Origin of the sequence: Streptomyces sp. NPDC059524, assembly GCF_042749255.1 — a bacterium.
Lineage (GTDB): Bacteria > Actinomycetota > Actinomycetes > Streptomycetales > Streptomycetaceae > Streptomyces > Streptomyces xanthii.
Map to the genome: position 1 here is coordinate 59027 of NZ_JBHYTK010000008.1, position 13185 is coordinate 72211.

At 72.4% G+C, this 13185-nt stretch carries 13 protein-coding genes; 4 read left to right on the forward strand and 9 right to left on the reverse strand.

Annotated features, from left to right (window positions below):
• From ACFW9D_RS03835 to ACFW9D_RS03850, 4 genes are all read right to left on the reverse strand, one after another.
• Positions 1–374: copper chaperone PCu(A)C (locus ACFW9D_RS03835; RefSeq protein ID WP_384617373.1), on the reverse strand; the 374-nt coding region annotated here is incomplete at its 3' end.
• The gene (locus tag ACFW9D_RS03840) at positions 371–1066 is read right to left on the reverse strand and encodes an SCO family protein (RefSeq protein WP_384617376.1); all 696 of its coding nucleotides are present in this window, start codon (positions 1064–1066) and stop codon (positions 371–373) included. The genes ACFW9D_RS03835 and ACFW9D_RS03840, both read right to left, overlap by 4 nt.
• Before the next feature lie 90 nt (positions 1067–1156).
• Positions 1157–1900 carry a YcnI family protein gene (locus ACFW9D_RS03845; protein WP_384617378.1) on the reverse strand — a complete coding sequence of 248 codons (744 nt, stop codon included), beginning with the start codon at positions 1898–1900 and terminating at the stop codon, positions 1157–1159.
• A gap of 147 nt (positions 1901–2047) precedes the next feature.
• On the reverse strand, positions 2048–2839 hold the full coding sequence (locus tag ACFW9D_RS03850) for a hypothetical protein (protein ID WP_384617380.1): 792 nt from the start codon (positions 2837–2839) through the stop codon (positions 2048–2050).
• A 215-nt stretch (positions 2840–3054) separates the two neighbouring features.
• On the opposite strand from ACFW9D_RS03850, the gene ACFW9D_RS03855 reads away from it, so the two are divergent.
• The gene (locus tag ACFW9D_RS03855) at positions 3055–3498 is read left to right on the forward strand and encodes an ATP-binding protein (RefSeq protein ID WP_188337894.1); all 444 of its coding nucleotides are present in this window, start codon (positions 3055–3057) and stop codon (positions 3496–3498) included.
• A 66-nt stretch (positions 3499–3564) separates the two neighbouring features.
• On the opposite strand, the gene ACFW9D_RS03860 is transcribed toward ACFW9D_RS03855, so the two are convergent.
• Together ACFW9D_RS03860 and ACFW9D_RS03865 are read right to left on the reverse strand one after the other, a co-directional pair.
• Positions 3565–5019: an aminopeptidase P family protein gene (locus ACFW9D_RS03860; protein ID WP_188337893.1), complete on the reverse strand. Its 1455-nt coding sequence runs from the start codon at positions 5017–5019 to the stop codon at positions 3565–3567.
• A gap of 107 nt (positions 5020–5126) precedes the next feature.
• Complete coding sequence (locus ACFW9D_RS03865; protein WP_384617383.1) at positions 5127–6533, reverse strand: PP2C family protein-serine/threonine phosphatase; 1407 nt, start codon at positions 6531–6533, stop codon at positions 5127–5129.
• 654 nt (positions 6534–7187) lie between these two features.
• Between ACFW9D_RS03865 and ACFW9D_RS03870 the strand changes: the two genes are divergently transcribed.
• A complete protein-coding gene (locus ACFW9D_RS03870) occupies positions 7188–7883 on the forward strand; it encodes a bifunctional DNA primase/polymerase (protein ID WP_384617385.1) in 696 nt (231 codons plus the stop codon).
• 56 nt (positions 7884–7939) lie between these two features.
• The gene (locus ACFW9D_RS03875) at positions 7940–8584 is read left to right on the forward strand and encodes a hypothetical protein (RefSeq protein ID WP_384617388.1); all 645 of its coding nucleotides are present in this window, start codon (positions 7940–7942) and stop codon (positions 8582–8584) included.
• A 272-nt stretch (positions 8585–8856) separates the two neighbouring features.
• Here ACFW9D_RS03875 and ACFW9D_RS03880 read toward each other — a convergent pair whose 3' ends face one another.
• From ACFW9D_RS03880 to ACFW9D_RS03890, 3 genes are all read right to left on the reverse strand, one after another.
• Positions 8857–9828 (reverse strand): DUF5926 family protein, encoded by a 972-nt coding sequence (locus ACFW9D_RS03880; RefSeq protein ID WP_384617391.1) that lies wholly within the window; start codon positions 9826–9828, stop codon positions 8857–8859.
• A gap of 126 nt (positions 9829–9954) precedes the next feature.
• A complete protein-coding gene (locus ACFW9D_RS03885; protein ID WP_384617394.1) occupies positions 9955–10593 on the reverse strand; it encodes an ATP-binding protein in 639 nt (212 codons plus the stop codon).
• A 72-nt stretch (positions 10594–10665) separates the two neighbouring features.
• Positions 10666–11481, reverse strand: a complete 816-nt coding sequence (locus ACFW9D_RS03890) for a glycerophosphodiester phosphodiesterase (RefSeq protein ID WP_384617396.1) — start codon at positions 11479–11481, stop codon at positions 10666–10668.
• Between the two features lie 261 nt (positions 11482–11742).
• Between ACFW9D_RS03890 and ACFW9D_RS03895 the strand changes: the two genes are divergently transcribed.
• Positions 11743–13161, forward strand: a complete 1419-nt coding sequence (locus ACFW9D_RS03895) for a S1C family serine protease (RefSeq protein ID WP_384617397.1) — start codon at positions 11743–11745, stop codon at positions 13159–13161.
• The last annotated feature ends 24 nt before the right edge of the window (positions 13162–13185 follow it).

Below are 13185 nucleotides of genomic sequence, written 5' to 3' on the forward strand. Positions count from 1 at the left end.
CACCCGGCGCCCCCCCCTTCCGTGTCCTTTTTGGTCCTACCCGGTTGGGGGGGGGCCGCCCCCCCCCCCCCGCCCCGGGCGCCGGCCCGCCCCCCCCCCCCCGACTCCTGCTCCTTCATCACGCCGTCCTTGGTCGTGTGCAGGGTGACCTGGCCGGCGATCTCGCTGCTGACGGACTCCAGGGTGTCGGCCGCGCCGCCGTTGTGGACGACGAAGAATCCGGCCGCCATGTCGCCGGAGGCGGGCTCGGGGATGAACGCGCCCTCGACCTTCACGTCCGGCGCGTCCCCGTCACCGGAGCCGCACGCGGTGAGCGCGAGGGCCGCCGCCAGCGTCACGGCGCCGAACGCGAGCGGGGTCCGTACGCGGGTCACGGCTTGGCTCCCTTGACGATCTTCGGGAGGTCCTTGGTGTAGTCGTCCACCGTGGCGTCCTCGCCGTACAGGACGTAACCGGCGTCGGTCTTCGGCGAGAAGGCGATGACCTGCGTGCCGTGCATCGACACGAGCTTGCCGTTCTTGTCCTTCTGGGTCGGCTCGATGGAGATGCCGATGGTGCGGGCGCCGCCCTGGATGGTGGCGAAGTCACCGGTCAGGCCGATGAAGTCGGCGTCCTGCGCCTTGAGCCACTTGCCGAGCACGGCCGGGGTGTCACGGTCCGGGTCGGTCGTGACGAAGACGACCTGGAGCTTGTCCTGCTCGGACTTGGGCAGGGCCTTCTTGGCGACGGCGATGTTGCTCATCGTCAGCGGGCAGACGTCCGGGCAGTGGGTGTAGCCGAAGTAGATCAGCGTCGGCCTGCCCTTGGTCTGCTCGCGCAGGTCGAACTTCTTGCCGTGGGTGTCCGTGAGGACCAGGTCCGGCTTCTCGAAGGGCTTGTCGAGCACCGTCGCGGCCTTCTGCGAACCGGCCTCGGTCGACACCTCGGTGACCGGCTTCGCGCTGTCGTCGCTGCCGGTGCCGCACGCGGAGAGCGTGAAGGCGGCCGCCGTGACCAGTCCGGCGGCGGCGAACAGCGTCTTCCTGCCCGCCTTCTTGTCGCGCGACTGCTTGCTCGTCTTCTTCATGGTGTTGCGCATAGAAAAACGTCCCATAGGTGAGGGTCCGGCCCGCGCCGGGGTCGCCCACCGCGACCCCGGCGCGGAACCGAGGGTGGCTCAGTTGTTGGTACGCCGACGGCCCGCCAGGACGCCGAACGCCACACCGGCGGCGCCGACGAGGATGCCGACGATGCCGAGCGTGCGGGCGGTGGTGTCGCTGGTGGAGCTGTCGGAAGCGGCCTCGGTGGAGGCCGAGGCCTGCTTCTTGTCGTCCTTGGCGGCGGCGCCCGCGGCCCCGTGGCCGTCCTCCTCGGCGGCCGTCAGGGCGAGGACCGGCGCCGGGCTCTCCGGCTCCTCCTGGCCCTCCTGCGGGGCCTCGATCCAGCGCACGACCTCCTTGTCGTCGTACGTCTGGAGGGCCTTGAACACGAGCTGGTCGGTGTCGGTCGGCAGCTGGCCGATGGAGACCGGGAACTTCTGGAAGTAGCCGGGCAGGACACCCTTGTCGTCACCCGAACCGGTCGCGGTCCAGGTGACCTTGGAGACGACCTCGCTGATCTTCCGGCCGTGCATCTCCAGCGGCTTGTCCAGCTTCGACTTCGTGACCTTCGCCTCCCAGCCCGGGACCGGCTCGGGCATCACCGAGGCGAGCGGGTGGTCGGTCGGGAAGGAGACCTCGAGCTTGACCGTCGAGGAGTCGTCGCGCTCGTTCGGGACCTTGAAGTCGACCACGGCGTAACCGCCCTTGGCGGCCGGGCCCTCCGGCTGCACGGACACGTGCGCGAAGGCCGGGGCGGACAGCAGGACGACGGAGGAGACGGCGGCGGCACCGACGAGAGCGGCGCGGGACATCTTCTTCATGACGATGAGAACTCCACGTTCAGCGGGACCCCTCAGGGGCCCTCCGGAGGATGAGGAGCGCACCCGGACACGGGCACGCGCGCGTGCCGCACGGCAGCACGCCTCACCCCTCGCGTCGCGCGGTGGAGGTGGAGTACGGATGCCGTGTCAGGCAGCGAGAAGGAACGCGTCCTCGGCGGGTGGCCCGCGCCGGCTCACCGAGTGCTGGAGGACGACGGCCCGCAGCCGCGGCGGCGCCGGGAACCCGGCACGCGGCGCGCACCCGAGCCCCGCGGGAACCTCCCCGAGACCCGCGCGCAGGACGCGGACGAGGGCGAGCGCCGCCCGCAGGGACCGTACGAACGCCCCCTCGGCGACCGACTGCGCCGAGGCCCGGGAGAGCCGCAGGGCGCCGCTCAGGGCGAGGTCGCCGCGGCGCAGCAGCCAGCCGGCGCCGGCCGCGGCGAGCAGGTGCCCGAGCAGCATCGGCAGCGACGGCATCAGCGCCATGGCGCCGGCCGCGCCGGTCATGTGGTGCTGCGCCTCGCCGCTCGGCACCCCGGCGTCGTCGAGGATCCGCTGCGCCTGGATCGGGCTGAGCGCCGAGGCGCCCGCCCCGCACATCAGCCGTGCGGCCCGCTCGACCACGGACGGTTCGGCGCCGCCCATCACCATCGTGCTGTGCTGCTGGCCGACCCCGAAGAGCGTGTGGAGGCCGATCTGGCCGACGCCCAGGAGCGCGGCGATGCCCGGCAGCGCGCGCTCGCGGCCCGCGAGGGGCACGGCGGCGCAGAAGACGGTCAGGAAGCCCAGCGAGAGCGTCCACAGGGGGACGGTGGCGGTGGACCCGAGGACGTGCCCCGCCGCGGACAGCACGACGCAGACCGCGGCGAACACCGCGGCCCTGAGCAGCCGGAGACCGGCCGCGCTGCGCGCCTGGCGCGGGTGGGGGGCAGACATGGCGGCCTCATCATCGCACTGGGCCCCTCGGCGCGGTGCGGCAGGTCCGCAAGGTCCGGAAATCTCCCGTCGATCTCCCTGGAGATCTCCTTTACAACGGGGACAGTACGGCTCGCATCCGCCATATGGGCGGTATCACGTCAACCGCGCGATTGCGCGCGGGCGGTGACGGCAATACGTATCGGTATGTCGAGCCGCGGCCGGGAGGCGGGAGCATGAGCATCTGGTGGTCCCTCCGTCTGCGCCGCGAAGCGGCGAGTGTCCCGCTCGCCCGACGCCTCCTCCTGGGCGCCATGGAGACGGCCGGCGTCGACCCCGACATCTCCTACGACCTGTCGGTCGCCCTCAGCGAGGCGTGCGCGAACGCGGTGGAGCACGGCGGCGCGTCCGGAACGGGCGGCACCGCGGGCGGGTACGAAGTGACGGCCTATCTGGAGGGCGAGCGCTGTCGCATCGAGGTCGCCGACTCCGGACCCGGCTTCCCGGCCGTGCGCGGCCGCGCGCCGAGCACGCACGCGGAGAACGGCCGCGGCCTGTGCCTCATCGAGGAACTCTCCGACCACGTGGACTTCGTGAACCGGCCGGGCCACGGCGGCGCCGTCGTCAGCTTCGACAAGATCCTCAAATGGAAGAAGGACGCGCCCCTTGTAGCGGTGTGACCACTACAAGGGGTGTCATCACTACAAGAGGCGCGTCCTGTTGCCGGCGTACCGGCGTACCGGCGATCAGCCCTTCAGGCGGGCCATCCAGGCCTCGACCTCGTCGGCCCGCCGCGGCAGACCGGACGACAGGTTCTCGTTGCCGCCCTCGGTGACGAGGATGTCGTCCTCGATCCGGACGCCGATGCCGCGGTACTCCTGCGGCACCGTCAGGTCGTCGGCCTGGAAGTACAGACCGGGCTCGACGGTGAGCACCATGCCGGGCTCCAGCGTGCCGTCCACGTACGTCTCGGTCCGCGCGACGGCGCAGTCGTGGACGTCCATGCCGAGCATGTGACCGGTGCCGTGCAGCGTCCAGCGGCGCTGCAGCCCGAGCTCCAGGACCCGCTCGACCGGGCCCTCGACCAGGCCCCACTCGACGAGCTTCTCGGCGAGCACGCGCTGCGCGGCGTCGTGGAAGTCGCGGTACTTGGCGCCGGGCTTCACCGCCGCGATACCGGCCTCCTGGGCCTCGTACACGGCGTCGTAGATCTTCCGCTGGATCGCGCTGTACGTGCCGTTGATCGGCAGCGTGCGGGTGACGTCGGCGGTGTAGTACGTGTGCGTCTCGACGCCCGCGTCCAGGAGGAGCAGGTCGCCGGAGCGGACCGCGCCGTCGTTGCGGACCCAGTGCAGGGTGCAGGCGTGCGGGCCGGCGGCGCAGATGGAGCCGTAGCCGATGTCGTTGCCCTCCACGCGCGCGCGGAGGAAGAACGTGCCCTCGATGTAGCGCTCGGAGGTCGCCTCGGCCTTGTCGAGCACCTTCACGACGTCCTCGAAGCCGCGCACGGTGGAGTCGACGGCCTTCTGCAGCTCGCCGACCTCGAACGCGTCCTTCACGAGGCGGGCCTCGGACAGGAAGACGCGCAGCTCCTCGTCGCGCTCGGCGGTGACCTTGTCGGCCAGGGCCGCCTCGATGCCGGCGTCGAAGCCGCGCACGACGCGGACGGGGCCGGTGGCCTCGCGCAGCGCGTCGGCGAGCTCGCGCACGTCGGAGGCGGGGATGCCGTAGAGCGTGGCGGCCTCGGTCAGGGAGTGGCGGCGGCCGACCCACAGCTCGCCCTGGCCGTCGAGCCAGAACTCGCCGTTCTCGCGGTCCGAGCGCGGCAGGAGGTAGATCGTCTCCTTGTGGCCGTCCGCGGTGGGCTCCAGGACGAGGACGCCGTCCTCCGTCTGGTTGCCGGTCAGGTACGCGTACTCGACGGAGGCGCGGAAGGCGTACTCCGTGTCGTTCGACCGGGTCTTGAGGTTGCCCGCGGGGACCACGATGCGCTCGCCCGGGAAGCGGGCGGACAGGGCCTTGCGGCGGGCGGCGGTCTCGGCGGCCTGGGCGATCGGCTGCAGGTCGTGCAGCTCCGTGTCGGCCCAGCCGGACTTCATGTTCTCGGCGAGCTCGTCGGACACGCCCGGGTAGAGGCCGTTCTTCCGCTGCTTGATGGGCTCGTCTTCCGGGGTCTCCGGGGTGGTGAGCTCCTCCGACACGGTTCCTCCTGTTTGCAGCCTGTATAGGGCGATGGACCCCCTCCATCGTACGAGCGTACGGAAGGGCGACCAGGGCCGGAGGACCCCTACCGGCTGTGCGCGGGCGCCTACTCGAAGCGGGCTGCCAGGAGGACGACGTCCTCGTCGCTGTCGGCCGTGTCGAGGCCGTCGGGGAGCACGGCGTGCAGGACGTGGTCGGCGATCGCGCCGGGGTCGTCGCGGATGGCGCGCGGGACGCCGGCGGCCGCCGCGTGGAGCCGGGCGAAGGCGCGGTCCATCGGGTCGCCGGTGCGGTGCAGCAGGCCGTCGGTGTAGAGCAGCACCGTTTCGCCCGGCTCCGGCTCGACCTCCGTGCTCGGCGCCTCCCAGCAGGCGAGCATGCCGAGCGGCGCGGACAGCGTCGTCTCGACGAACTCGGTGCGGCGGGCGCCGATCAGCAGCGGCGGGCTGTGCCCCGCGCCCGCGAGGACGATCTTGCGCTGGGCGGGCTCGCAGTAGGCGAACAGGGCGGTGGCGCTGCGCGCGGGTTCGGTGAGCCGCAGCAGCAGTTCGAGATCGGACAGGACCGCGACCGGGTCCTCGCCCTCCATGACGGCGTAGGCCCGCAGGGAGGCGCGCAGCCGGCCCATCGCGGCGACGGCGCTCGCGCCGCAGCCGGTGACCGAGCCGACGGCGAGACCGAGCGCGCCCTCGGGCAGCGGCAGCGCGTCGTACCAGTCGCCGCCGCCGCGCGGTCCCGTGCGGTGACGCGCGGCGAGCTGGACGCCGGCCACGCGGGGGAGCCGCGGCGGCAGCAGCTCGTCGGAGACCGTGCGCGCCCACGCGCGCGTGCGCTCCAGTTCGAGGAGCCGGTCCAGGTGCTCGGTGGCGTAGCGCGCGTACAGGCCCACGAGGTGGCGCTGGCGCTCGACGGGCTCGGCGGGTTCGTCGTAGAGCCAGACGGCGGCGCCGATCCGGCCCGCGGCGTCGGTGGCGAGCGGCAGCGCGTAGCTGGCCGCGTAGCCGAGGCGGGCGGCGACCTCGCGGTGGCGCGGGTCGAGACCGTCCTCGGAGAGCAGGTCGGTGTGGACCTCGGGGTCGGTGGTGAGCCCGTCCAGGATCCGCCCGTACGAGGTGGCGCCGCGCGGCACGGTCTCGATGTGGCCGAGGTCGGGGCGGGACAGACCGAGGCCGACGGTGGTGTCGGGGCCGCGGCCGTCCCCCGGTTCGAGCACGACGAGACCGCGCCGGGCGCCCACCAGGGCGGCTCCGGCGCGCAGCATTTCGTGCAGGGCGTCCTCGAGCACGGCGGTGCGGGCGAGCCGCTCCGTGAGTTCGTGCAGGGTCGTGAGGTCCGAGACCCAGCCGGCGAGGCGGTCCTGGATCAGGGCGGAGGGGGCGGGCGTCGGCGGCGACGCGGCCGGTGTCCGTGACGGTGCGGGGGCCGGGGCGGACGAGACCGTGTGGGCAGGCGGGGGAACCTGTCCAGAAGGGGCATCGATTCCGGCCACTTTCGGCAGGCGCGGGGTTGTCATGGCTTCCGGCTTTCCGACCGGTGCATTTCGCTCAATTGCATGGCAAACCCCCATGTCAGCCTTATCAGCTCTGCGCCGCCAGCAGTGGTTCCACATCTACACGCACTGGAGAGGGGATGTCCAGCATTGTCCTGCTGGGATTCCTGGTGTCCGTGGTGGTCACGTGACTGCTGTTCTGACGTGATCTCTGAACCTTCTCGGATCGACCGTGCGAAACCCTGCCGATTCATCCCATTCCAGTTTGGCCAAAAACTGACCGGGGGATGGGTGTATTGCGGTCGACTGGCCTGGTTCGACGGAGCGTCACTACGGTCACGATGGGTACGTACTCGGTGAAGACCAGGGCCAGTTGGGATCGAGACCCCGGAACCTGGTGACGGACCCGGGCGTCATAACCATCGACGACCGTGCCCCATCCTCCCGCGAGGGAGGCGGCGAGAAATACGCGGGACGGCAAACGCCAGGCGTCGCCACCCCACGCCAGGCTTTTGAAGGACACAGCAGGCGCTCGGACTATAGGGGTCCCCCCCTGCCCGAGGCCGGCGGTCCCGGCCGGGGCCAGGCGCTCCACCATGTACGCGCAGTGACTGTTCGACACATAGTGTGATGTGGCCCACAGCGTTCTCTTCGGTCAACGGAAAGGAACGAGCGCTCATGCGCGAGATCCCCGGAAGGCGACGCAGGCTCCTGTCCAGGCGTGACCACGGGAAGTCTGACCTGCTCAGCGCGGCCCTCACGTTCGCGACAGCGTGGCGGTGGCCGGTTCTGCCCGGCATAGGACTCGAGACGGCGGGGCGCCGGGACGGCGTCCGCTGTGCGTGCCCCGACCCGGAGTGCACGGTGCCCGGCGCACACCCGTTCGATCCCGGACTGCTCGCGGCGACGACCGACGCGCGCATGGTCCGCTGGTGGTGGACGAAGCGCCCCGACGCACCGATCGTGCTCGCCACCGGCGCCTCCTCCGGGCCGGCCGGCGGGCGCGCGCCCTGTGCCGTGAGCCTGCCCGCCGTCGCGGGCGCCCGCGCGCTCGCGGTCCTCGACCGGACCGGCATCCGGCTCGGCCCGGTGCTCGCGACCCCCGAGCGCCTCATGATCCTCGTGGCGCCCTACACGATGGAGCAGCTCGGCGAGCTCCTGTACGCCAAGGACTTCGTCCCGGGCTCCCTGCGCTTCCACGGCGAGGGCGGGTACATCACCCTGCCGCCGTCCACGACGGGCGCGGGCCCGGTCCGCTGGGAGCGCGCGCCGCTGCCCGGTTCGGCCGAGCCCTGGGTGCCGGACGTGGAGGCCGTGGTGGACGCGGTGGTGGACGCCCTCACTCGTACGGGTGTGAGCGCCCCCGAGTTGTGAGCCGTCGGGGCGCGCGGCGCGCCGGCGGGGTCGGACGGCCCCGCTATGTTCGGCGCATGCCTCCCGCGCCCCCTCCCGCCCAGGATCAGGTCACGACCCCGCCCGGGCACCGGAGGCAGCACACCCGCCTCCGTCTGTCCGGGCTCGCCTGCGCCGTGGTGCTCGCCGCGGCGCTTCCTCTGGCCGGAGCCTTCGCCGGACCGGTCGACGACGGCGCGGGCGGCCGGCACGCCGACGCGGCTCCCGGCGACACGGCTCCCGGGCACCCGGCGCGCGAGGACACGACGCACGGGGATCCGACGCGCAAGGACCTGACGGGTGAGGCACCGGCCCCCGCGCGGGGCTCGCTCCTGGGCGCCCCGGACCGCTCCACGGCCTCCCGCTGCGGCCCCCAACTGGTCTCCCCCGAGGGTGTGGAGGCGCAGACCTGCGTGCTCACCCAGGGTGACGACACATGGGCGCGCACGTACTACCGGAACGCGACCGGTGCCGCGCTGTCCGCGGTGCTGACCCTCATGGCGCCGGACGGGCGCACGGTGCAGATCACCTGCGCGGTGGGCGGCGGCGACGAGCCGGGACTGTGCGAGACACCGCGGGGCCGTACGCGCGGAGCGGCCGCGGAGTACCAGGCGGTGGCGGAGTACGCGAGCGATGCGGAGAGCCCGCTGCTGCTGCGCGCGGGGAGCAACTCGGCGCCGTAGTACCGGGGTTGATCGGTGTCCACGGGCATGCCGCCCGGCTGCGGGCATGAAAACGCCCGGTTGCTGGCGACGGGGGATGCACCAGCAACCGGGCTATCTGAACGGTAACAAGAGATCGGCAGTTCGCAAATTCGATCTCTTCTATTCGGACATGGATTTACCTGCGACTACCGGGAGTTGTGACCGGAGTCACCCCTTCCGGACCGGGTTTCCGCTGCCCGAGGGGCTGACCGGTCGGTCAGCGAGGGGGCGGACCCGGCGGGCGCCGCATGTCAGCTGAGCGTGACCTGCCGGTTGGTGAGGCCGCCCCGGGCGCGCCGCTCGTCGGCGGTCAGCGGGGCGTCCGAGGCCAGCGCCTCGGCGAGCCGCTCGGCGAACTCGGCCGCCGGCTTCTCGATGTCCTCGGCCCGGGTGGCGCTCGGCAGGTCCCAGACCGGCACGGTCAGTCCGTGCGCCCGGAACGAGCCCACCAGCCGCGTGCCCTCGCCCAGCGAGGACCGGCCGGCCGCGTGCAGCCGCGCCAGCGCGTCGAGGAGCTTCTCCTCCGGGTGCGGCATGACCCACCGCAGGTGGTTCTTCTCCGGCGTCTCGCACCAGTAGGCGCTGTCCACGCCGGTCAGCTTCACCGTCGGGATCGCGGCCGCGTTGGCCCGCTCCAGGGAGGCGGTCACGTCCGCCGACGCGTTCTCCGAGTCCGGGACCCAGAACTCGAAGCCCGTGTGCACGACCGGCTCGAAGGCGCCCTTCGGGTCGAGCACGTCCTGCAGGCGCGGGCCCTCGGAGGGCACCCGGCGCGCCTGCACCGGGTTGCCGGGCTCCGCCTCCAGGGCGCGCAGCAGGGTGTCGGCCAGGTCGCGGCTCAGGTCGCCCGAGGGCGTGTCGTTCTGCAGGCCGATCAGCACCGAGCCGTCCTCGCGGCGCAGCGCGGGCCACGCCATCGGCAGCACGGTCGCGAGGGTGACCGACGGGACGCCCTCGGGCAGCCCGTCCTTCAGCGTCAGCTCGACCGTCGCCGCCGGGACCAGCTCGCGCAGCGCGATCCAGTCGCCCTCGCCGACGAGGCCTTCGAAGGGACGCTGCACCAGCTCGGTCACGGCGTGCGCGGCGGCCCGGCCGTGACAGGCCTTGTAGCGGCGGCCGCTGCCGCACGGGCAGGGTTCGCGCGCGCCGACGACCGGGAAGTCCCCCTCAGCTCCACTGGTGATGTGCGGCTTGCCCTTTGTCTGGGGGCGCTTCTTGGCCATCTTGGGTGTCTCCCGGATACGGCTCTCGTACGTACTCGCGCGAGCCTAGCCGCTCGTACCGGCCGCGGGCCGATCGGAGACCGACAAGAGGGCGGCGGCGCCCAACTGACCACCGGCGAGCGGCGGTCAGCCCAGATCGTCGAACGCGTCAGCGAAATCCAGACCCGCCAGGTCCGCCACGGCCGGGGCTCCTACGCGCGTCGCGAAGTCCTCGCGGCGGTGCATGGCCGCTTCGGCGTGCACGTCCTTGTGCACGACCACCCAGACCGTCACCTCGCCCCGGGCGTCGTCGCGGACGCCCCAGTCGTCGGAGAGGGCCGTGATGATGTTGAGCCCGCGGCCGCCGTGCGCGGTGACCGAGGGAGTGGCCGGAACCGGGCGGGTCGGGCCGCCGCCGTCCGTCACCTCGACCGTGAGACATCCCCGGTCGTCGACCCGCCACGCGGCTCTCACGTCCCCGTCGCCGGCCAGATCGTCGCCCAGCGGCCTGCCGTGCCGGCACGCGTTGCTGAGCAGTTCGGAAAGAATCAGAACGGCATCGTCGATCACTGATTCGGACACGCCGCCGGACCGCAGCTGGTCACGCATCCGATGTCTTGCCGCACCCACGCCCGCAGGGCCATGGGGTACGGCCATGCTCGACGACGCGGGCACCTCCTGTGCCACCACCAACGCCACCCCCGAGACCTCCTTTGCCCCACGCCACGGTGTGAATGCCCCAATGGACTGGACCGGAAACCGGCCAATCCGGGTCCCGTGACGCACTCATGACGATCGACTACGGACCGAACGCGCCGGAGCACTCCCCGTGACAGAAGGGTGTGAAAGTGGCTGGAATCAGCCCCTGCCGAGCCGGCGCAGCACCGCCGCCGGCCGGTTGGTGATGATCGCGTCGACGCCGAGCCGCACACAGAGGTCGACGTCCTCGGGCTCGTTCACCGTCCACACGTGGACGCCGTGCCCCGCGCGCACGAGCTTCTCCACATAGGCGGGGTGGTTGCGCACGATCCGCATGCTGGGGCCCGCGATGCCCACCCCCTTGGGCAGCCGACCCTCCCGGTGGCGCGGCGACACGAACTGCATCAGGTAGACGGTCGGCAGCGTCGGCGACGCCTCCCGCACGCGCGCGAGGGAGCGCGCGGAGAAGCTCATCACCCGTACGGGAGAGGGCTCGTCCGGCGCCGGCGCGTCCAGGCCGAAGCGCTTGAGGAGGTGCAGCAGCCGCTCCTCCACCTGGCCGGCCCAGCGCGTCGGGTGTTTCGTCTCGATCGCCAGCTCCACGGGGCGGCCCGCGTCGGCCACCAGCTCCAGGAGCCGCTCCAGGGTGAGCACCGAGGTGTCCGCGGACGGCGCCGACGAGCTGCTCGCCCAATCGGGCCCCTCCTCGGGATCCTTCCAGGAGCCGAAGTCGAGCGCGGCGAGATCCGCGAGCTCCAGGGCCGAGACCGCCCCGCGGCCGTTCGACGTACGGTTGACGCGGCGGTCGTGCACGCACACGAGGTGGCCGTCCGCCGTGAGCCGCACATCGCATTCGAGGGCGTCGGCGCCGTCCTCGATCGCCTTCTTGTAGGCGGCCAGCGTGTGCTCGGGGGCGTCCTCCGAGGCACCGCGATGGGCGACGACCTGGATGCGTTGCTGTGGTGCGTGGGTCACCGCGTCATGGTGCCACCGCGCGGCAGGCGACCGGGAAGAACCGGCCCAGCGGATGCGTCCGTTTCGCCGCACATAAAGGATGGCTACAGACGCACAGGCTCGGCTTATGGTGCCCTGACGTCCCGTGGGAAAAGCTGACCGCGTACAACAGCACGACCGGGTCGTGACAGGACCATGCCGGACCGGCGTCACCCGTGACGGGACCGGACCGTCACAGGCCATGCCCATGGACCGAACAGCCGTGGATCGAGGAGAGAAGCTGTGAGCACCGAGAACGAGGGCACCGAGCACCCCCCGGCCCCGTCCGCACCCCCCGTGCCGGTGGACACTCCCGCTGCTCCCGCGCCGGCGGCGCAGCACGGCCCCGCCGGTGACCCGGCAGGGCAGCAGCCCCACCCGGCCGGACCCGCCCCCGCGGGCGACTGGCCGCCCCCGCCGCCGGCCGTCCCCGCGTACGCCTCGGGCGGCGCGGGTCACACACCCGGCGACGGCGGCGGCTCCTGGGGCGGCGGCCAGAACCACTGGGGCGCCGGGTACCAGCCGCCGCAGCCCAAGCAGGGCGGCCGGCGCGGGCTGCTCGCCGGGGTCGTCGCCGCGGCGCTGATCGCGGGCGCGGTCGGCGGCGGCATCGGCTACTGGGCCGCGGAGCGCGGCGACGACGCGGGCACCGGCTCCACCACCGTCTCCGCGTCCAACCCGGCCGACCTCAAGCGGGACCCGGGCACGGTCGCGGCCATCGCCGCCAAGGCGCTGCCCAGCACGGTCACCATCGAGGCCGAGGGCAACAGCGGCGAGGGCGGCACCGGCACCGGCTTCGTGTACGACAAGGAAGGCCACATCCTCACCAACAACCACGTGGTGGCGGAGGCCGTCGACGGCGGCAAGCTCTCGGCGACGTTCTCGAACGGCAAGAAGTACGACGCCGAGGTCATCGGCCACGCGCAGGGCTACGACGTCGCGGTCATCAAGCTGAAGAACGCGCCGGACAACCTGCGGCCCCTCACGCTGGGGAACTCGGACAAGGTCGCGGTCGGCGACTCCACCATCGCGATCGGCGCGCCCTTCGGCCTGTCGAACACGGTGACCACGGGCATCGTCTCCGCGAAGGACCGCCCGGTCGCCTCCAGCGACGGCTCGGGCAACAGCAAGGCGTCCTACATGAGCGCCCTGCAGACCGACGCCTCGATCAACCCGGGCAACTCCGGCGGCCCGCTGCTCGACGGCAACGGGAACGTGATCGGCATCAACTCGGCCATCCAGTCCGCCCCCAGCGGCGGCCTCGGCGGCTCGGGCCAGTCCGGCTCGATCGGCCTCGGCTTCGCCATCCCGATCAACCAGGCCAAGATGGTCGCCGAGCAGCTCATCAAGACCGGCGAGCCGCTCTACCCGGTGATCGGCGCGTCCGTCTCCCTGGAGGAGGGCACGGGCGGCGCGAAGATCACCGAGCAGGGCGCGAGCGGCGCCGCGGCCGTCACGCCGAACGGCCCGGCGGCCAAGGCGGGCCTCAAGCCCGGCGACGTGATCACCAAGCTCGACGACACCGTGATCGACTCCGGCCCGACCCTGATCGGCCAGATCTGGACGCACAAGCCCGGTGACACGGTGAAGCTCACGTACACGCGCGACGGCAAGGACCACACGGTCGACGTGACCCTGGGCGAGCGCAAGGGCGACAGCTGACGGTCCGGCGACGGACCTGACGCC